The following is a 21,624-nucleotide window of genomic DNA, read 5'->3' on the forward strand; positions in this document are numbered from 1 at the left end:
TTAAATTAATATAAAAATCAGAATCACATTTGATGCTAGTAAGGTTACATTAGATTGCATATAATATGAAAACTTTCTAACAAGAAAGTGAAAATAATATTAAAAATAATGTAAAATTAAAGGAGAAAGTTATTATGATGTATTTATCAGCAGTTCGTGCGCAAGTAAAAAAATTTACAAATAAATTTAACAAAAATGAACGCGGTGTAACAGCAATTGAATATGCAATTGTTGCAGCAGGTGTTTCGGCAGTCATTTTTACTGTCTGTAGCAGCTATGGTGGCCCTGTTTACTTTATGATAAGTGATGTATTTACTTCTTTACAATCTAAATTAACTAACATTATACAATCATAATATTTGATTGTTATGGTGATATAAACCACCCCTTTAAAAGAGGTGGTTTATTATTTTTGGTTTTTTGTTATCATGTCAAATTATAAGATAACCCGTTGCTAATCATGGGGTAAATATAAATAACAGCATATACAATAAGTTTTAATCCAAAGCCTAATTTGTTTAGATATTGCGCCCGCTTTTTAGCATTTTAAGATCAGATTATTTTATTACTCATATCAGCATTACCTCTTTTACCTTTTATCTAATTTGAAAAATTTAATGATGTTTTAGTAAAAATATATTAATGAGTAAATTGTTTTAATATAACTAATTAAATAATAATATAAAATATCTTTATTAAAAAACTATAAATGGTTAACTGTTAACGTATGATTATAAAATTATCTCTTTCTTTTGGAGTCGTAATGGTATTTTTTAATTGATTTGATATAAAAAAATTAAAATAAAATTGTATTTAATGCTGGTAAATTGATATTAAACCGCATATAATGTGAAAACTTTCTGATAAGAAAGCGAAAGCAAATTAAATATAATGTAAATATTGAAGGAGAGAGTTATTATGATGTATTTATCAGCAGTTCGCGCACAATTTAAAAACTTTGCAAACAAATTTATCAAAAATGAACGCGGTGTAACTGCGATTGAATATGCAATCGTTGCAGCAGGTGTTTCAGCAGTGATTTTGGTTATCTTTAACGGTACCAGTGGTCCTGTTCACGATATGCTAACTGATGTATTTTCTACTTTACAATCTAAATTAAATGGCATTATTACAAACTAAATTAAATGGCATTATTCAATCATAATATTTGATTGTTATTGGTGATATAAACCACTCCTTTAAAAGGGGTGGTTTATTGTTTTTGGTGGTTTGTTATCATGTCAAATTATAAGATAATCCGTTGCAAATCATGCCGTAGATTCAAATAATAGCATGATATACAATAATTTTTAGTCCATAGCCTAGTTTGTTTATATATTGCGCCCGCTTTTTAGCCTTTTAAGATCAGATTATTTTATTACTCATATCAGCATTACCTCTTTTACCTATTATCTAATTTGAAAAATTTAATGATGTTTTAGTAAAAATATATTAATGAATAAATTGTTTTAATATAACTAATTAAATAATAATATAAAATATCTTTATTAAAAAACTATAAATGGTTAACTGTTAACGTATGATTATAAAATTATCTTTTTCTTTTGGAGTCGTAATGGTATTTTTTAATTGATTTGATATAAAAAAATTAAAATAAAATTGTATTTAATGCTGGTAAATTGATATTAAACCGCATATAATGTGAAAACTTTCTGATAAGAAAGCGAAAACAAATTAAATATAATGTAAATATTGAAGGAGAGAGTTATTATGATGTATTTATCAGCAGTTCGCGCACAATTTAAAAACTTTGCAAACAAATTTATCAAAAATGAACGCGGTGTAACTGCGATTGAATATGCAATCGTTGCAGCAGGTGTTTCAGCAGTGATTTTGGTTATCTTTAACGGTACCAGTGGTCCTGTTCACGATATGCTAACTGATGTATTTTCTACTTTACAAACTAAATTAAATGGCATTATTCAATCATAATATTTGATTGTTATTGGTGATATAAACCACTCCTTTAAAAGGGGTGGTTTATTGTTTTTGGTGGTTTGTTATCATGTCAAATTATAAGATAACCTGTTACAAATCATGCCGTAGATTCAAATAATAGCATGATATACAATAATTTTTAGTCCATAGCCTAGTTTGTTTATATATTGCGCCCGCTTCTTAGCCTTTTAAGATCAGATTATTTTATTACTCATATCAGCATTACCTCTTTTACCTTTTATCTAATTTGAAAAATTTAATGGTGTTTTAGTAAAAATATATTAATGAGTAAATTGTTTTAATATAACTAATTAAATAATAATATAAAATATCTTTATTAAAAAACTATAAATGGTTAACTGTTAACGTATGATTATAAAATTATCTCTTTCTTTTGGAGTCGTAATGGTATTTTTTATTGATTTGATATAAAAAAATTAAAATAAAATTGTATTTAATGCTGGTAAATTGATATTAAACCGCATATAATGTGAAAACTTTCTGATAAGAAAGCGAAAACAAATTAAATATAATGTAAATATTAAAGGAGAAAGTTATCATGATGTATTTATCAGCAGTTCACTCACAATTTAAAAACTTTGCAAACAAATTTATCAAAAATGAACGCGGTGTAACTGCAATTGAATATGCAATCGTTGCAGCAGGTGTTTCAGCAGTGATTTTGGTTATCTTTAACGGTACCAGTGGTCCTGTTCACGATATGCTAACTGATGTATTTAATTCTTTACAATCTAAATTAACTAACATTATACAATCATAATATTTGATTGTTATTGGTGATATAAACCACCCCTTTAAAAGGGGTGGTTTATTGTTTTTGGTGGTTTGTTATCATGTCAAATTATAAGATAACCCGTTGCAAATCATGCCGTAAATACAAATAACCGCATATACAATAAGTTTTAGTCCAAAGCCTCGTTTGTTTAAGTATCGCTTCTGCGTCTTAGTCTTTTAATATCAGATTATTTTATTACTCATATCAGCATTACCTCTTATCCAATTTAAAATATCTTTATAAAAAATCTATAAATGGTTATCTGTTAACGTATGATTATAAAATTATCTCTTTCTTTTGGAGTCGTAATGGTATTTTTTATTGATTTGATATAAAAAAATTAAAATAAAATTGTATTTAATGCTGGTAAATTGATATTAAACCGCATATAATGTGAAAACTTTCTGATAAGAAAGCGAAAACAAATTAAATATAATGTAAACATTAAAAGAGAGAGTTATTATGATGTATTTATCAGCAGTTCGCGCACAATTTAAAAACTTTGCAAACAAATTTATCAAAAATGAACGCGGTGTAACTGCGATTGAATATGCAATTGTTGCAGCAGGTGTTTCAGCAGTGATTTTGGTTATCTTTAACGGTACCAGTGGTCCTGTTCACGATATGCTAACTGATGTATTTTCTACTTTACAAACTAAATTAAATGGCATTATTCAATCATAATATTTGATTGTTATTGGTGATATAAACTACCCCTTTAAAAGGGGTGGTTTATTGTTTTTGGTGGTTTGTTATCATGTCAAATTATAAGATAACCTGTTACAAATCATGCCGTAGATTCAAATAATAGCATGATATACAATAATTTTTAGTCCATAGCCTAGTTTGTTTATATATTGCGCCCGCTTCTTAGCCTTTTAAGATCAGATTATTTTATTACTCATATCAGCATTACCTCTTTTACCTTTTATCTAATTTGAAAAATTTAATGGTGTTTTAGTAAAAATATATTAATGAGTAAATTGTTTTAATATAACTAATTAAATAATAATATAAAATATCTTTATTAAAAAACTATAAATGGTTAACTGTTAACGTATGATTATAAAATTATCTCTTTCTTTTGGAGTCGTAATGGTATTTTTTAATTGATTTGATATAAAAAAATTAAAATAAAATTGTATTTAATGCTGGTAAATTGATATTAAACCGCATATAATATGAAAACTTTCTGATAAGAAAGCGAAAACAAATTAAATATAATGTAAACATTAAAAGAGAGAGTTATTATGATGTATTTATCAGCAGTTCGCGCACAATTTAAAAACTTTGCAAACAAATTTATCAAAAATGAACGCGGTGTAACTGCGATTGAATATGCAATTGTTGCAGCAGGTGTTTCAGCAGTGATTTTGGTTATCTTTAACGGTACCAGTGGTCCTGTTCACGATATGCTAACTGATGTATTTTCTACTTTACAATCTAAATTAAATACCGTTATTCAATCATAATATTTGATTGTTATTGGTGATGTAAACCACTCCTTTAAAAGGGGGTGGTTTGTTATCATGTCAAATTATAAGATAATCCGTTGCAAATCATGCCGTAAATATAAATAATAGCATATACAATAAGTTTTAGTCCAAAACCTAGTTTGTTTAAATATTGCATCTGTATCCGCGTCATCTCTTTTACCTCTTATGCAATTTAAAAGATTTAATGGTGTTTTAGTGAATTCTATTTTTCTAGTGTACAGAAAAATATCTATTAACTTATTTATTGTAAACAATCCTTTTTTTCTCGTAATAATTAAACATTCATTAAATTAATATAAAAAATTAAAATAAAATTACATTTAATGCTGGTTAATTTACGTTCAATTACATATAATATGAAAACCTTCTGATAAGGAAGCGAAAATAATTTTTAAAATAATGTAAATGTCTAAAGGAGAAGGTTATTATGATGTATCTATCAGCAGTTCGTGCGCAATTTAGAAATTTTGCAAATAAATTTATTAAAAATGAACGTGGTGTAACAGCAATTGAATATGCAATCGTTGCAGCAGGTGTTTCAGCAGTGATTTTGGTTATCTTTAACGGTTCTGGTGGTACTGTTTATCGTATGTTCAATAACGTTTTTAATACTTTAAGATTTAAATTAATTAGTATTATCTTTTAACAAAACTTGATTGCTATAGTGAAATAAACCACCCCTTTATAAAGGCGTGGTTTATTATTTTTAGGTGTTTGTTATCATGTCAAATTATGAAATAACTAATTATAAATCATGCCGTAAATACAAATAACAGCAAGCATCATAAGTTTTTGTCCAAAGCCTGATTCTTTTAGATATCGCGTCTGAGTCTTAGCCTTTTAAGATTAAATTATTTTATTACTCATATCAATGTTACCTCTTTTTCCTCTCATATAATTTAAAAAAATTTAATGAGTTAGATAATGATTAAAATAGCTTTTTAAAAAGCTATGTATCGTTATCTGTTAGCCTTTTATTATAAAATTTTCTCTTTCTTTTAGAACTGTAAGAATGTTTTTTACTGATTTGATATAAAAAATTAAAATTAAATTGTATTTAATGCTGGCAAATTTTTATTAATCTTCATATAATGTGAAAACTTTCTAAAAAGAAAGTAAAATAATATTAAAATAAATGTTAATAACTAAGGAAAGAATCATTATGATGTACTTATCAGCAGTTCGCGCACAATTTAAAAACTTTGCAAACAAATTTATCAAAAATGAACGCGGTGTAACTGCGATTGAATATGCAATCGTTGCAGCAGGTGTTTCGGCAGTGATTTTGGTTATCTTTAACGGTACTAGTGGTCCTGTTCACGATATGCTAAATGATGTATTTAGTACTTTACAATCTAAATTAAATACCGTTATTCAATCATAAGATTTGATTGTTATGGTGATATAAACCACTCCTTTATAAAGAAGTGGTTTATTGTTTTGGGGGGGTATCACGTCAAATGATGAAATACTAGTTATAAATCATTTAGTAATTATAAATAACAGCAAGTTTCATAAGTTTTAATTCAATGGTTAGTTTGTTTAGATATTACGTCTGCGTCTTAGCTTTTTAAAATTAGATTATTAGATATTTTATTACTCACATCAATATCCATTCTTTTTACTTACATTAATTAATAATATATCTATATTACTTAAAGCTTTAATAATGTATTTAATATTGTTAATAAATCAATAAGATGATTGGTTATTAGATGTTCATTTAACCTTTTATTAGAAATAATAAACATTATTATTTTAACCATCAGATGGTAATTAACAAATTTTCAATAAAATTGCTTATATTCATTTATTCACTTATTTGCTATTTTTAAAATTTTTTTCGATATTATGTTAACTATATGTTTTTTAAGTTAATTAATACAAAAAAAAATTAAAGGAAATTTACATTTAGTACTAGCAAATTTATATTAATTCGCATATAATGCAAAAAGTTTTTGATAATAAAGTAAATTAATTATAAAGATAACGTAAATATTAGTTGAGAGAATTATTATTTTGTTTTCGTAATTAGCAAAACTTTTGTACGAAAAGGAACTTTTGCAAGTTAATTTATCAAAAATGTATGCAATGTAACTGCTAACGAATATACAATCGTTTTAGCTGATGTTTCAGCGGTAATTTTAACTATCATAAAGGCAGTAGTTCTCTACATGATATGTTAAATGAGATATTAGATTCATTGAAATCCAAGTTACACAGGAATCAATGATTAGAGTATTAGCGGTTAACCGTTATTTTAATATCAACTTATTCTTTTCAATGAGAGGATAAGGGAGTGATTGTTTAAAGTAGTTTATTCTCGTTTCAATTTATAAGATAGAAGTTACCAGTGTAATATTTTTGCTAGTAGCTTTTGTTAATTAGGGGCTCAAACAAAAACGCTATGGCTAATGAACAATTTAAGTTTTCTAATGAATGGGGAAAGGTTCGTGATTTAGTATTCCAAGTCCTAGATCTTGATTTAATAGATCAATTTAAAAAAGAACCTAACCGAGTTTTACGTGAAATACAGACTATAATCCGTGATATCATTAATTCAGGCAGTGCTTACATTACAGCTGATGAATCGAATGTATTAGCTGGTATGATTTGTGATGAAATTGTAGGTTATGGTCCAATTGATTCCTTAATGAAAGATGAAACTGTCAATGATATTTTAGTAAACGGTCCTAATAGCATTTATATTGAGCGAGGGGGAATTCTTAGTAAAACTGATAAATTTTTTATTAGTGAACGCCAGCTACTTGATATTGCAAGACGGTTAGTAAATAAAGTAGGAAAAAATATCGATGAATCCCACCCGTTGGTCGACTCGAGAATGCCTGATGGAAGTCGTCTCAATGTTGTTATTCCCCCAATAGCCATTGATGGTACATCAATGTCAATTCGTAAATTCGGTAATGGTCACCGAACATTTCATGACTTAATTAGATTCGGTTCATTGAACGAACATATGGCAAATTTTTTAGTGATTGCAGCTCGTTGTCGGATGAATATTATTATATCGGGCGGAACAGGCTCAGGTAAAACAACTATGCTTAATGCTCTGTCTGGATTTATTGGTGAACATGAACGAACCATTACACTTGAAGATGCTGCAGAATTAAGACTTCAACAAGAACATGTAGTTAGAATGGAAACTAAAAGTGGTGGTGAAGATGGGCGTGGCAAAGTAACCATGCGAGATCTTTTAGTAAATGCTTTGCGTATGAGACCGGATCGAATTATTTTGGGTGAATGCCGTGGTGAAGAAGCGTTTGAGATGTTACAAGCTATGAACACAGGTCACAGTGGTTCAATGTCGACACTTCATGCTAATACTGCAAAAGATGCATTGGCTCGCTTGGAAAGTATGATTATTATGGCTCAGTCCGAGTTACCTATTGCTGCGATTAAACGCTATATCAGTTCATCTGTGAATTTTATTATTCAAGTCTCACGTCTTCCGGATGGTCAACGAAAAGTAATGAGTATCACGGAAATTATTGGATTAGAATCAGGTAATATTGTTACCCAAGATGTATTTGAATTTCGTGTTAATGACGAAAGAGATCCTAATGGGAAAATTCAAGGTGAATTTGTCTGTAATGGTTTAGTTAAACGTTCAGCACTTTATGAAAGCGCTCAATATTATGAAATGTCAGATATTTTAGAAAAACTGATGTTAAGTGCAATGGGGATTGAATCATGATTATTGTACTTTCGATAGCACTTATTTTTGCAGCTCTTATTAATCTTCTTGCATTACGTCGTCGTAGGGGGCGTTTGCAGGTTTTCAATAATGTTGAGCCTAAAAGTGTATCGATATTGAGTTTGCTCGAAAGTCAACTTGCAGATCGAGAAAAATCTTTTTCAGATCAGGTATTGTTTGGTATTAATGCTTGGTTGAAATTTAACTTTCGCCTACTAATGACGGGAGAATCTAAGTCTAAAACTATTGGTTATATTTTAGCGGGAACTGTTGCAGGTATTTTTTTAAATAAGAAATATGTCGGTTACGACAATTATATTGTAATCCCTTTAAGTCTTATTTTTACTATAGCTGTCATTTGTATTTTTAGAAAAAGAAAACTTAAAGCAGATTTTTATGCAAATTTTCCAGAGGCATTAACTATTATTACTGGTCTTGTTGCTTCTGGTTATGCAATAACTACAACCTTTAAAAATTGTGGGGCTTCTATCGAAGGAATTGTTGGCAAAACATTGCAAGAGGTTAGTGACAGATTGGAAGTAGGGGATAGCGTTGAAAATGTTTTGATTAATTCTTATCAGCAACTCCCATTTCCAGAATATTACTTTTTTATTCTGACTGTAATGGTTAATCTTGATAGTGGGGGGGAATTAAAAGAAATTTTTAGTCGATTAAGTAAAATGTTAACAGATAATCGAATTATGGCCAAAACTAGAGATGGTAAAACGGCTGAATTAAGAATGACCATGTGGATATTAGGAGCTATGCCTTTTGGCTTTATCGGAATACTCAGGCTCGTCTCAGAAGACAATTATCGTATTTTGACCAGCACTGATGGAGGTCATTATATTATTTACTATGTTATAGGCAGTGTTGTTATCGGTTTTCTAATTATCAAAAGTTGGATTAATAAAATTATATAATTATGAATATCTTATTAAATATATCAATATCAATTCTTCTCATCGCTATTGGCTGTAGAGAGTTGTTTATTACCTATTCACTGTTTCGAAATAAAGAAAAAATTGGTTTAATATTAAATAATGAAAGCCAAGAAAGAAATATTCCTAAAAAACATGTAAATGAAAAAAATGTTGCTTTTGAGAAAATCGTTGCAAAAAATAGTGTAACAATAAGTTTTTTAAGAAGTTTTCAGGATAAAAATAGCTGGAAAATATATGCTATTATTATTGTATTTTCTATTTTTTATTTGATGAATCAAATTGTTCAATTTATTGAAATTGATTCAAATGTATTATTGATTGTTTTGTTATTCATTGTCGTTTTCGTCATCATTGTTCCGGATCTTCTTGTTAAAAGACAGACAAATAGAAAGATCAAAAAAGTTTCACGGGATTTACCGTTAGTTATTGATATGATGGCGATTATGGTTAGATCTGGTATGACAGTAGAAAGTTGCTTTAGATATTTAAGTACAAGAGTGAAACCGATCAATAGAGATATTGCAGCTATTTTAGAAAGAGCTTGTTTAATGATGGACGTTAATGGTATTGAGCTTTCAATTGATCTAATTCAGCGTGAAGTGCCTAGTAAAGAAATGAGAATGTTTTGTGTAACATTAAGAAGAAGTATCAGTTATGGTAATTCAATTTATGATACTTTGCTAGATTTATCAGCTGAGATGCGAGAGATGCAGAGATTAACTATAGAAGAACAGATCGCTGCACTTGCCGCTAAGTTAACTATACCAACGATGGTATTTTTTCTAGCGCCAGTTCTTGTGATTATTGCAGGACCTGTTTTTATGAGTATTGTGTCAACGTTTAATAGGATATAAAGATAATGAATTATTTTTCAAGATGCTGTAAATCAAGTAGGTTATTCGAACCAAAATTTATGGTTGTATGCTCAATGTTATTTTTTGCTGTTGGATGTCAAAATAGCACATTAAAATATGATATGGACGAACAACAGAAAATTTATATTAACGAAACAACGAAGAATTATGGTGGTCTAATTGAATTGTATAGACAGCGCTTAAAACGTGAGGATACAGAAGATACAAGACATAAACTTGCTAGAGCTTATTATCTTTCGAATGATTTTAATGCGGTAAAAAGAGTTTTAGAACCGATTATAAAAAATACCAAAAATGATGGTATTCTTATTTTGTACGGCCATGTTGAATCTAGATTAGGTCACAATGATACAGCATTGGAGTATTTAAATAGAGCGATTGAAATTGATAGTAAAAATGGAGAAGCACATAATGTAAAAGGTATTGTATTGCTGAAAAAAAGACAATATGATGCTGCACGATTCGCATTTCATGAAGCTAGAGAAAACTTTTATGATGAAAATAAAGTTACCAATAATTTAGCCATGCTATCGATCTTAAATAAAGAATATAGTGAAGCTTATAAACAGCTCAATATTTTATATACTAAAGGATATCGAGATCAAACCATTCTTCATAATTTACTTTTTACATTAGTAAAATTGGATAGAATGCAATTGGCTAGGTCGTTTTGCATTGCGCATAAACTATCTAACGAACCAGATATTTTAATTCAAGAATTAAGACAAATCGAGCCAATAGATGCTATTAACTTTAATGAAGTTAAACCTTCACAAAGCGATAACCAAAAACAATATACAATCGAGAAAGCTGCAGAACAGTTAGCTTCCAATACGAAAACAGAAGTTACTATTAAAGATAAAAATGAACCTAAATCAATAAAATCTGTAACTCCAGCTAAATCAAATGTTGATGCTAACAAATTATCAAATATAACTAAACTAGATGCAGCCGATTCATCGACTACGACTGACTCAGCATCAGATGTTACACCTGTTACTCTGAAACAAAATAAACAAACCGATCAAAAAATATCTACTAAGTCAACTATATTAGCGGTTCGCGCAGGGGAGCATGGAAAGTTTAGCCGGATTACTTTTGAAACAGAAAATAAATTGAGTAAGAAAGATTACTCAGTTGAACAAATTTCTCCAACAGAATTTAAATTATCATTCTATGATGTGACACTACCTGCCGAAGGAATTAATAATATTATCAAACGTATTTCTAGTAGTGATCGTGATTTTACTACTATTACAGGAACCTTAACCGCTGAAAAAACATTAATTCTTCAAATAAAAACTAAACAAAAATCAATAGTGAAAGATTTTTATGTTGGATCTAATTCTAAAGGGAAAAATCACTGTTATGCTTTTGATTTTTCATTAGAAAAGAAATAAGTGCAACGGAAAAAGTAAAAAAATAATATAGTACGGAGTGGAGTTTGCATGAAAGATAAAAAATTAATTGTTTTATATTTAGCTATGATGGTTGTGGGATTAGCCTTACTTTTTACTAAGTCGGCTCCTCCAACTGTTGCACCGCCGGATCCAGCAGTCGCCATTGAACCTCCTCCTAAACAGGAAGAGCCTAAAACTGAGGTTATTAATGTTGCAGTAGCAAAACATGATATTGATAAAAAAACGATCTTGACAAAAGATGATTACTATTTTAAATCAATTGAAGTTGCTATCAATAAAGAAAGACCTAAATTTATAACTGATGCAACAGGGATTGATGCTCATGTTGTGAGAAATCATATTGCAAAAGATACTATAATTGAAGAAGGTCTTATTGCATCCCCGAATTCAGAAGATTATCTGTTGTTAGCATTAAAAGATGGCAATTATATGTTTCCATTTACAATAGATCCAATCGATTCTTATTTAATAAAAAATCTTAAAGGAGGCGATCTTGTTGATCTTTATGTTTTTTATGGTGATGAAACAGAAAAAACAGCGAATATTAGGGAAGATAAATTAGTTTCACCTAGTCGTGATTTCGTTAAAAATCGTATAAAACCAATTATTGTCGGAAAGAAAATTTTATTTTTTGAAGTAGAAGAAGAGATGGACAATAATTATAACAGAAACAATATTGCCCAAGTTCAATTAGAACTTTCGAATCAGGAAATTAAATTATTAAGAACATTAATGACGAACTCTACAATTATTATGTATCCAAGTACTTTCAAGAAAAATGTTGAAGATGGATTACGTCTTTTAAGTGATAAAGAAAAAAATTGGCCTCTATCTGAAAAAGATATTTTTTCAGGGACACGAATTAATCTGTTAAAAGGTAACTAAGAATGCTAATAAGAACTAAATCAATTACTAATATGATCAAACCTATAATCTGCTTATTATCGATTGGCTTCTCTTCGTTGGCTTTTGCTAATATTCATAATTTACAGATCGGACAAAGTAAAACACTTGTGTTACCTGAAAATGTCGGTACCGTATTTATTAGCCAAGATAGTATAGCAAACTATGAAGTTATTGATGGTAAATCACTGATTATATATGGAAGATCAAACGGAAGAGCAAGTTTAATTGTTTATGATAGTGAAAATAATATTGTTATTAATGATACTATTAATGTCGATCCACTTTTATATCAAATTACAAATAGGCTAGCGCAAAATTTCCCAAATAGTAGTATAACAATCGATCGTTATGATAGTGGTGACGCAAATAAATTTGTATATGTATTAAGTGGTACTGCACCTGATACTACAACAAAAGGCCAAATTTTGGCTCTTATAGGGTCTTCAATCGGGCAAAATGCAGAGCGAGTGAGGCAGGAATTCGATAATGGAGGTGGGGGTTCTGGTAATCAGCTTCTTACATTTCAAGATTATTATACTTACAGTAATATAATTGATAATATCAAAGTTATAGAAGAGTATCAGGTTAACGTACAATTGACTTTTGTTGAAGTTAGCAAGGATTTTACCGATTCACTAGGTATTGAATGGCAAAGTTTGACTCTCGACAGCATGATAAGTGGTGAGTCAGTTACCAACTCGATTGGTGAGTTTTCACTATTAGGTATAAGAAAAGGCCTGAATATACATAATATTGCTACTATGATTCGTGCAGTAAAAAATGATCGTTTGGCTAAAGTATTAGCACAACCTAATTTATCTGTACTCTCTGGTGAAAGTGCATCATTTTTAGTTGGCGGTGAGATTCCTATTGTAACTAAAAATAAAGATGGTGATGCCAATATTACTTATAAAGAATACGGTATTAGGTTGAATATTAGTACAAAAGTAAATAATGATAAACGTATAAGGTTGTTCATGGAAAATGAAGTAAGTTCAATTTCTGGTTCTTATGCTTTTAATGACTATAATATTCCTACATTGACATCTCGAAAAACAAGATCGACGATTGATTTATCTGATGGTGATAGTTTTGTTATTGCAGGATTAATTAATGAAAATGATCAAGAACAATTATCTCGTCTTCCTTTTATTAGTGATATTCCAATTTTAGGTGCATTAGCACGAAGTTCAACAACGAGTCGTTCTAAATCTGAGATGGTTGTTTTTGCAACAGTAAATTTAGTAACACCAAAAAGTAGTTTTGACAGTATTGAATTACCAACTATAGAGCGGACTGATGTAATCAATAGTTTCTTTAATATTAAAAATAATCTTAATAAAGAAAGAAATAAAACGGTGCCAGCTTCTAACGAAAGTGAAAAATTTATTAATGACATGGGCTTTATTGAATAAAAGGTTATTGGGATTCTTATGCAATTATTTGGCAATAAACAAGATACAGATGCATCAGCAAATTCTCCTTCACAAGAATATGTTGTTGGACGGATATCTGGCTATAAAGTAGCAATTGTAAGTAAAAGAACTGAATTGATTGAAAAGGTTCGTTCTGTATTATTTCTATATAACATATTGGGTATGGAAATTATTTCATTAACATTATCTGAATTGACAGAAACACCGAGTTGGAATAAGTTTGATGCAATTATTGTAGATATCCAAAATGCTGATGATGCTGAACAAATATCTGAAAATATTAATCGTTGTATTCCTATTCAAGCAACAACAGTACTTGTTGGTAGTTACGATTCAATTCAGTTCTCCGAATTTTTATCAAAAAAAGGAATACATTTCTTATTGGAAAATAGCCAATTAGAAAAAATTCCTGATATTTTGCATAAGAGAAGCATGACACCTCCTGGTTCAAGTCAGAGAGTGGGGAGTGTAATTAGCTTCTTAGGTTGTAAAGGAGGAATTGGAACTTCATCATTGGTTGTTCATACTCTTAGGAAAATTAGTGAGTTAACTAATTACCCGCTTCTTTATATACAAGGTGCAACAACAAGTTCGAATGCGGATTTTTTGTTTGAAATGCCAATACCTGACGATGGCTCGATAATCGATGTTGGGCATTCTTTACAGGTTAAAGTGGAAACTAATGAAAAAGCATGGAACTATAAAGACCTCAATTCTGGAGAGTTCAATATTACGATTATTGATCAAAATATGGGGTTAGCTTCATCGTTTAAGCATTTTGAAGAAATTATTACATTTTCTAATATTATTTTCATTGTGATAAATAGAGATCCTTACTCTATTAAAGTTGCTAAGAAGATGTTAACAGAAATCACGCGTGCAAGTGCTACAAATTTTGATTTACTCAATAAGCGTTTTTTAATTTGTCTAAATGATGATATTCCTTATGATAAAAAAAGTGCTTTACGTGATTCTGATATTGAAGATTTTTTAGAACGGAAAATTGATTTCACTCGTAAATTTATACCAAGTATTAATAAATTTAAGAAAGCTAATGACAGTGCTGAAATAAGAGAAATAGCGGCTGCTATTATTGGTAATAAAGTAATGGATGATAAACAGCAGAAAGCTTTTTTTTCGTTATTAAGGAAAAAGAAAAATAATTTTTAAGGCAGAATAGAGAAAAAATCATGTTGAAATATTGGGGATTGTTTTTTAGTCAAAAGAATGGAGTTGTTTCAATACAATTTGCCGTTATTTTTCCGTTTTTACTTATTCTTTTTTTGATAGCATTTGAATTTAGCCGAGTTATGATTATTGGCTCGGCTTTAGATTTAATGACTACAGAAATAACAAGACAAGCCGCTATCACTGAACAAGACGATTATGCTGAGAAAATAGAAGGTCTAGTTCAATCTGAAGTTCCATTATGGCCTTATATTGCTAATTCTAACCAAATTAATATCACTGTAATGTATTGTAAAGAGGTGAATAATATTATTCGTGACACCTGTCAAACAACTCTTACTGATGAAACTCACATATTGTTATTTGATTTGAGATATCAATATTCAGTAGTATTTTCCGAGTTTTTTAGTTTTCTTGACACAGCTTTGACTAGAAAAACAGTTGTTTACCGTGAGTTTATTAAAAGTGAAATGGAATACAAAGGAAATGAGTAATAATGAAATATTCTAAAAGCTTTTTCCATAATAAAAATGGAGCATTATCAATCGAGTTTGCAATTTGTTTCTTATTGTTTTCAATCATAGTATTCATTATTTATGATGTATACACATCTATTATGTTACAAAATAAATTAGAACGTGCAAATTATACTGTAGCATCTGTTTTTCGTGAAAGATCAACTTTATATAAAGATAAAATAAAAAATATTAATGATGTTAATAGGGCAGGTTTATGTTCAAGTAGGAATGCGTGTTATGTTTCTAGTGAGTTATTTGATTCACAACAAGTCAATGAAATGGGCAGATTAGCAAGTTCACTATTGAATAATCGTGAAATTGCTTTACAGATAGAGGCTCTATTTATTTTACAAGATCCTAAGAATCAAGGAGATTTGACAAAAGCTAAACTAGTGACTTTTGGAAAAAATTTACTATCTTGTTCTAAGGGAACATGCGGTAATAGCTCAATTAGAAGCTATTTTAATTCTTTACCAGCCATGGATAACCCTTCAAGTAATTACCAACAACTTGCGCCATATGTCCCAAAATTGGTGGATTCATCAATTATGTTAAGTGGACGTTGGATTCCATTATATCGAGTTTCTATGTGCATTGTTAATGAAGAAAGTCTTTATTTAAAATGGGTAAATTCTAATAGACAAGGCTCCGGTGGCATTGTACCGAATCTATGTAATAACGTTGTTGTATTGTCACGTTGTAATGATTCAAGTGTTTGCCCTACTTATTATTAAATGCGCTTTTGAGAGGATAATATGAACAATAATAGCCAATTAAATAAAAAAAATCATAAAGATTCTTTTTTAAAGTGTACCTCGGGAGCCGTGGCAATATCAATGGCAATTATGCTTCCCGCTATATTTACATGTATGGCATTTTCAATTAATCAAGCTTACACTATGCGCAATCGGGCTATAATTTCTGAGGCCACAAATGAAGCATCATTAGCAGTCATAGCTATAGATAATAGAAATGTCGATGATGAAGCAAAAAAGCAAAATCGAAAACTTGCATTGAATTATATTAATTATTTCGTTTCAAAAGAAATAGGTAATGACTCTAATACAGATACAAATTTATTAAGACCTGGTTCCGAAATTAATGTAGATTATGACGGAGATAGACATGAATATTATATCGCCTACAACCAACCATTTAATGAATTTACTAAGATTAAAAATGACGATAAGAAACCTCAGCCTGTTGTTGTAGGTAATAAAACAGAAAGCTATGGTAATACTAGAAAATATCTAATTAATGATTCATTTGATTTTGCTTTTATCAGCGATTTTTCTGCTTCATCTACATGCCAATATAGTGATGTAAACTGTAATGCTTATTCTCCAGATAATAATGCTCAAAGGCGTCTTGACTATATGAAAGAGGCAATAGTAGACATTATTGAAAAATATAAGGATTATTCAGATTATCAATTTGCATTAGTGCCTTATGATATTGGTGTGCCAGTAGAAAACCAAACTAAGAATGCAGCAGGGGGGCAAAATTATAATTGTTCTGTTATGTACAGAATGAACCAACCTTATAATAATCTTAATTATAATTTTTGGGCAAACAAGAATATTGGATTTACAAAATGGAGTAAACTAAAAGAAGATCACGTTATTAGCGATTATTTGTCCAGAAGTAACTATTTTCCTAAACATAGAAGATTAATTACTTACTATATGGATAGTTCTTATTATCATTATTATGCACAAATAATTGGACCAGCATTAGGGTTAGAGTATGGTAGTAATAACGCATTAGTTAATGCTGGTTTATGTACTCAGAGAACCAATTATCAAGATCGAGCTGAAAATGGATTACATGAGTATGCTTGTGGTACAAATAGAAATGATCATCCAGAAAAAAATAGAGTTCTTATAGAGAGTCAATTTGCTGCAGTGGTTCAACTATTTGATTATATGTTCTCAGGGGATTATAGCGATGTGCATTATTCATTTGCCAATACTAGGACTGTAGATGTGGATAATACTATTAATACTTTATTTAGTGGTATGAAACAAAATATTATTACTTTTGAGCGTCCTATTTCACCGGTACTTGCAGAATTTTCACCTTTTATGGGCATGTGTCAATCACCGCTGTATAGCAATAATCTAATGAATAAAAAAATGGTTGGTGTGAAAAATGTAACTGATGATATATACAAGGAAATTGGGGAAGCAAAATATGTTACCAATTTCCAATCCACACCACATTTAATTCCTTTTAGCGATGATACTGATCATAATAATAATATTTTAACAAGTATAAAAAAGACAAATTGGATGCCTGGCGGAGGTACGGACACGATGACTGCGCTATTAAGGACAGTGCCTGTAATGGCTCAAGGTAAAGGCAACAATAAAGTTATGATTATTATTAGTGATGGTAAAGATGATCAGGGGGCTGACGTTCTTAGAGATAATTTTTTAGATAAGGGTGTTTGTCAGGCAATTACAGGGGGTTTAAGAAGCAAGCAGAACTTTGACAGAGGTTATACTACAAAATTAGCTAAAAGTGCAATTATTTACTATATAAAATTAAATCCTAATGCTAGTAATTTAACAACTAATGCTCAATATGAGGCTGAGTATGGTAAGTGGTTTACTAAATGCATGAATGGTAACCCTATGTTCTTAATGGAGGCAAAGGATAGGAAGTCATTGACTGAGGTTATAAATAAAGTTATTGAGATTGAAACAGGAAAATTCATCAAAAAAAATTCAGGCTGAATATCAATAGGGTTAGAATAGGAGTAATAATGAAATGAAATTAATAAAAATCATAGTACTATTTTTGGCTTGCTATAGCCTGTCGGCTATAGCTGATTCAGAAACTGATGCTATAATATTATCAACCCAAACAGGAGTTAAACCACTTACTCGCATAAATCTGAGAAATACAGGGGTTACTATTGAAAATGGTGATGTCTGGGTCTGGGGTTATAGAGGTCAAGGCTTGCAAGGTAATGGTGTTACAAACGTTAACAGTAGGAGTGTGCCAGCGAGAGTACAAAAGTTCGTTGATGAAGGACTTACGATTACTCAAGTTGCAGCAGGAAGATATCATATTATTGCACTTGATGAAAATGGTGACGTATGGGGTTGGGGGCGTAATAGACATAGTCAAGCGAGTGGCGGAATAGGAACTGATGTCAAATATGTAACCACACCTGTTAGAGTGTTGTCTGGCAGAAGAGTTATTGATGTCTATTGTAATGAATATACATCTTATGCTTTAACTGCTAATGGTGAGATTTGGGTTTGGGGAAGAGGTAATCGTGGTGAAACAGGACTTGACAAGCGAGAATCAAGACAAAGACTCAGACAGATTCCGTCAAGTTTTTTTAATGGCAGCCGAGTAAGAACCATGGGTGTTGGTTATCGAAGTGCTTATGCTATCAATCGAGCTGGAACTATTTATGCTTGGGGAGAAACTGTAAGTAATACATTTTGCCCGGAAAATAAAAAAACTTGTAATTATGCTATTAGACCAATAAGAATTAATAATACTCTAGTACAATCTGATTCAGGCATTACTTCTGGTCAGCAAATAAAGGAAATTACAGGTGGTAGGGATTATTTGACTTATTTAACCTTTGAAGGTGAAGTTTATGGTATGGGAAGAACTAGATATTTAGCTGATGGTAATTTCGATCCAAATGAAATAGATGAAGATGATGAGATAGAGATGGTGGATGGTGATGAAAGTAGAATTGATAGTGAAGAAGATGAAGAAGATTTAAAAGATGATGACGATGATCGAAAGGATCCACATAGTATAACTGATACTCCTATAGCTATCATTGGAAAGAATGCTCCAGACGAAAAAGCGGTTACTCATTCACTCTATTGCCGATTTCGTGGTTGTGTTGCTATTACAAGACATAAAAGTATATTAACATGGGGTATAAGAGGCAGTAGTCATTTAAAAGGAATACTTTACGGTCAAAGGAGAACAGGTAGAGTAGTGCAAAGAAAACTTAATGGAACATTGACTAAAATTGATGGTGGTAGACAGAATCTATTCTATTGGAATGAAAGAGGAGAAGTTTATGGTGTTGGTGTGGGTAGTTACCATAAATTTGATCTTTCTAGTGCTCACACTCGAGATTGGAATGCGTCTAGATTAGATTTTTTGATGGATGCTATGCATGCTGTATACGGTAACGATTACATTCTAGGGCAAGCAAAATAATGATTAATCAAGAGTTGATTAACGATGCAATTATTTTAACGATTTGGTTGTGTTTGTTAATTTCTTGTTACACAGATATAAAATACCGGATAATTTCAAATTATATTGTCATAGTTATATTTGCTTTGGCGATTTTGAATTATGCCTTTGGTCTAGGTGCATTAAATTATAGTGCGTCCGGTATATTTTTAGTCTGTGGTTTATTGATGTTTTATTGCCGATTGGTAGGTGCTGGAGATATAAAATTAATTACTGTACTTTTGATAACTATTCCTGCTGGTAACGTAATGTTTTTTTTGGCTGTGACCACATTTTTGGGATTACCTCTGGCAATCTTTGCCATTATCTATAAATGGCTAAAAAAAGTAGAGGGTGGAATTACATTACCTTATGGTGTGGCAATTACAGGTAGTTATATCCTTACTTCATTGATTTTATTTAAAGTATTAATTTAGTTACTTTTTATATATTGTTATTTTTGATGTGAATAAGCTTTAATATCAATTCTATCCCTCTTAGTTAAAACATAGCTAAGAGGGAATCATATACCTTTTTAATTTTTTCTATTTCCTATATCTAATGATGCATTTTTGATTTAAAACTAATTTTTTTACTTAAATCCATGTTTAACCTCAAGCTTCTTTACAATAATTGTTCTTTTTAATCATTTTTATTAAAAAATTTTACAATTTATAATGGTATTTATATGTATTATTTTGGTGCAGTTTGCATCGATTTAGAACCACATAGGTTGTTATTTTTTCGAGGGAGTGAATCACTATAATTTTGATTAATGTTTTGTTTGAAAAACGACAAATATAGTTAATTACCAACATTAATGTTTACTAAACTATGGCATGATAATTGCCTATAAAAATTATACAATCATTATTAAAAATTGCAGAGACAAGTTTAAAGGAGATATGTATATGGAAAATCGTACTAGTAATACTAAAACTTTTGTAAAAAATCGTCGAGCTTCCTTGATTAGTGCGATCTTCTTAATGGCAACTTCAGCAATTGGTCCTGGTTTTATCACGCAAACAGCTACCTTTACGGTAACATTAGGTAGTGCATTTGGTTTTGGTATTTTAGCTTCTATTATCATTGATTTTGTAGTGCAACAAAATATTTGGCGTGTGGTTTCATTAACAAAAATGTATTCTTCCGACATTGCTAATGCGACAATCCCTTATAGTGGTTATTTTTTAGCTATATTAGTTATTTTTGGTGGATTAGTTTTTAATATTGGTAATATTGCCGGTGCAGGACTGGGTTTGAATGCTTTAGTTGGGCTTGATCCAAAATGGGGCGGTGCAATCAGCGCATTTATGGCGATCTATATCTTTTCGTCACATAAAGCAAGCCATTTTATTGATCGCTTAATGATTGGTTTCGGCTTGCTAATGATCGGTTTAACATTATTTGTGTTGTTTGCTGCGCATCCCCCTATCGCACAAGCATTTACTGAAACTGTTTTGCCAAGTAGCATTGATTTTGCCTCTATTACCACTATTGTAGGAGGAACTGTTGGCGGATATATTTCTTACGCTGGCGCACATCGCCTGCTTGATAAAAAAATGGTGGGCGTTGAAAACATTAAATATGTATCAAGCGCAGCAACACGAGGGATTATCGTTGTAGGAGTGATGCGATATATTTTATTTTTAGCAATTTTAGGTGTGGTAGCCAGTGGTGTTACTATTGATATCTCAAGCTATGCAGCTAATCCTGCTTCCCAAGCCTTTCAAGCAGCTTTAGGACAATTGGGGTTGCGTATATTTGGTTTAATTTTATGGGCAGCTGCATTAACCAGTATTATTGGTGCAGCTTATACTTCAATGACGTTTATTACTCCTTTTAAACCTTCTATCACAATAAGGCAACGCCAAATAGCGACGATAATTTTTATTATTTGTTCATTAGCCGTTTATTTAATTATGGGAGCTGCACCTGTATCATTATTAGTTTTTGCTGGAGGTTTTAACGGCTTAGTTTTACCACTGGGTTTAACAATTTTTATTTTTATTGGTTGGAAACGTGCTGATTTAATGTCTGGATATCACTATCCACGTTGGTTGTTATGGTCTGGTTTTATAGTCTGTGCGATAACTTGGTATATGGGCGCAATGTCAATTGTAACCATATTTAACTATTTAAGGTAAAA

The 21,624-nt window shown here is 30.4% G+C and carries 21 protein-coding genes; all 21 read left to right on the forward strand.

The annotated features are described in order from the left end of the window. The first annotated feature begins 134 nt into the window (after positions 1 to 134). Entirely contained in the window at positions 135 to 356 is a 222-nt protein-coding gene (locus tag AC5LW9_RS04995; RefSeq protein WP_198229211.1) for a Flp family type IVb pilin, read from the forward strand. A 562-nt stretch (positions 357 to 918) separates the two neighbouring features. Then, a complete protein-coding gene (locus AC5LW9_RS05000) occupies positions 919 to 1,140 on the forward strand; it encodes a Flp family type IVb pilin (RefSeq protein WP_493455186.1) in 222 nt (73 codons plus the stop codon). A 591-nt stretch (positions 1,141 to 1,731) separates the two neighbouring features. After that, positions 1,732 to 1,953, forward strand: a complete 222-nt coding sequence (locus AC5LW9_RS05005; protein WP_198235492.1) for a Flp family type IVb pilin — start codon at positions 1,732 to 1,734, stop codon at positions 1,951 to 1,953. Between the two features lie 565 nt (positions 1,954 to 2,518). Continuing rightward, the gene (locus AC5LW9_RS05010; protein ID WP_493456426.1) at positions 2,519 to 2,740 is read left to right on the forward strand and encodes a Flp family type IVb pilin; all 222 of its coding nucleotides are present in this window, start codon (positions 2,519 to 2,521) and stop codon (positions 2,738 to 2,740) included. 477 nt (positions 2,741 to 3,217) lie between these two features. After that, the gene (locus AC5LW9_RS05015; RefSeq protein WP_198235492.1) at positions 3,218 to 3,439 is read left to right on the forward strand and encodes a Flp family type IVb pilin; all 222 of its coding nucleotides are present in this window, start codon (positions 3,218 to 3,220) and stop codon (positions 3,437 to 3,439) included. A 566-nt stretch (positions 3,440 to 4,005) separates the two neighbouring features. After that, complete coding sequence (locus AC5LW9_RS05020) at positions 4,006 to 4,227, forward strand: Flp family type IVb pilin (RefSeq protein ID WP_493456427.1); 222 nt, start codon at positions 4,006 to 4,008, stop codon at positions 4,225 to 4,227. Positions 4,228 to 4,678: 451 nt separating this feature from the next. Next, complete coding sequence (locus AC5LW9_RS05025) at positions 4,679 to 4,897, forward strand: Flp family type IVb pilin (protein WP_198229024.1); 219 nt, start codon at positions 4,679 to 4,681, stop codon at positions 4,895 to 4,897. 516 nt (positions 4,898 to 5,413) lie between these two features. Continuing rightward, on the forward strand, positions 5,414 to 5,635 hold the full coding sequence (locus AC5LW9_RS05030; protein WP_198229025.1) for a Flp family type IVb pilin: 222 nt from the start codon (positions 5,414 to 5,416) through the stop codon (positions 5,633 to 5,635). A 1,023-nt stretch (positions 5,636 to 6,658) separates the two neighbouring features. Next, a complete protein-coding gene (locus tag AC5LW9_RS05035; RefSeq protein ID WP_198229026.1) occupies positions 6,659 to 7,966 on the forward strand; it encodes a TadA family conjugal transfer-associated ATPase in 1,308 nt (435 codons plus the stop codon). Then, the gene (locus AC5LW9_RS05040) at positions 7,963 to 8,889 is read left to right on the forward strand and encodes a type II secretion system F family protein (RefSeq protein WP_198229027.1); all 927 of its coding nucleotides are present in this window, start codon (positions 7,963 to 7,965) and stop codon (positions 8,887 to 8,889) included. The genes AC5LW9_RS05035 and AC5LW9_RS05040 overlap by 4 nt, the downstream gene beginning before the upstream one ends. Positions 8,890 to 8,891: 2 nt before the next feature. Further along, on the forward strand, positions 8,892 to 9,764 hold the full coding sequence (locus AC5LW9_RS05045; protein ID WP_198229028.1) for a type II secretion system F family protein: 873 nt from the start codon (positions 8,892 to 8,894) through the stop codon (positions 9,762 to 9,764). A 5-nt stretch (positions 9,765 to 9,769) separates the two neighbouring features. Then, positions 9,770 to 11,185, forward strand: a complete 1,416-nt coding sequence (locus AC5LW9_RS05050; RefSeq protein ID WP_198229029.1) for a tetratricopeptide repeat protein — start codon at positions 9,770 to 9,772, stop codon at positions 11,183 to 11,185. A 48-nt stretch (positions 11,186 to 11,233) separates the two neighbouring features. Further along, on the forward strand, positions 11,234 to 12,091 hold the full coding sequence (locus tag AC5LW9_RS05055) for a CpaB family protein (protein ID WP_493455193.1): 858 nt from the start codon (positions 11,234 to 11,236) through the stop codon (positions 12,089 to 12,091). A 2-nt stretch (positions 12,092 to 12,093) separates the two neighbouring features. After that, on the forward strand, positions 12,094 to 13,527 hold the full coding sequence (locus tag AC5LW9_RS05060; RefSeq protein ID WP_493455194.1) for a type II and III secretion system protein family protein: 1,434 nt from the start codon (positions 12,094 to 12,096) through the stop codon (positions 13,525 to 13,527). Positions 13,528 to 13,545: 18 nt separating this feature from the next. Continuing rightward, positions 13,546 to 14,718, forward strand: coding sequence for a CpaE/TadZ family protein (locus tag AC5LW9_RS05065; RefSeq protein ID WP_198229032.1), 1,173 nt, complete (start codon positions 13,546 to 13,548; stop codon positions 14,716 to 14,718). Between the two features lie 20 nt (positions 14,719 to 14,738). Then, positions 14,739 to 15,230, forward strand: coding sequence for a TadE/TadG family type IV pilus assembly protein (locus AC5LW9_RS05070; RefSeq protein ID WP_198229033.1), 492 nt, complete (start codon positions 14,739 to 14,741; stop codon positions 15,228 to 15,230). 2 nt (positions 15,231 to 15,232) lie between these two features. Then, positions 15,233 to 15,988, forward strand: a complete 756-nt coding sequence (gene tadF / locus AC5LW9_RS05075; protein WP_198229034.1) for a tight adherence pilus pseudopilin TadF — start codon at positions 15,233 to 15,235, stop codon at positions 15,986 to 15,988. Positions 15,989 to 16,009: 21 nt separating this feature from the next. Beyond that, complete coding sequence (locus AC5LW9_RS05080; RefSeq protein ID WP_198229035.1) at positions 16,010 to 17,992, forward strand: TadE/TadG family type IV pilus assembly protein; 1,983 nt, start codon at positions 16,010 to 16,012, stop codon at positions 17,990 to 17,992. 34 nt (positions 17,993 to 18,026) lie between these two features. After that, positions 18,027 to 19,457 (forward strand): RCC1 domain-containing protein, encoded by a 1,431-nt coding sequence (locus AC5LW9_RS05085; RefSeq protein ID WP_493456428.1) that lies wholly within the window; start codon positions 18,027 to 18,029, stop codon positions 19,455 to 19,457. Continuing rightward, positions 19,457 to 19,912, forward strand: coding sequence for a prepilin peptidase (locus tag AC5LW9_RS05090; RefSeq protein ID WP_198229037.1), 456 nt, complete (start codon positions 19,457 to 19,459; stop codon positions 19,910 to 19,912). The genes AC5LW9_RS05085 and AC5LW9_RS05090 overlap by 1 nt, the downstream gene beginning before the upstream one ends. Positions 19,913 to 20,386: 474 nt before the next feature. Beyond that, on the forward strand, positions 20,387 to 21,622 hold the full coding sequence (locus AC5LW9_RS05095) for an NRAMP family divalent metal transporter (RefSeq protein ID WP_198236193.1): 1,236 nt from the start codon (positions 20,387 to 20,389) through the stop codon (positions 21,620 to 21,622). The last annotated feature ends 2 nt before the right edge of the window (positions 21,623 to 21,624 follow it).

It is taken from the genome of Gilliamella sp. LMG 34360 (genome assembly GCF_984568995.1).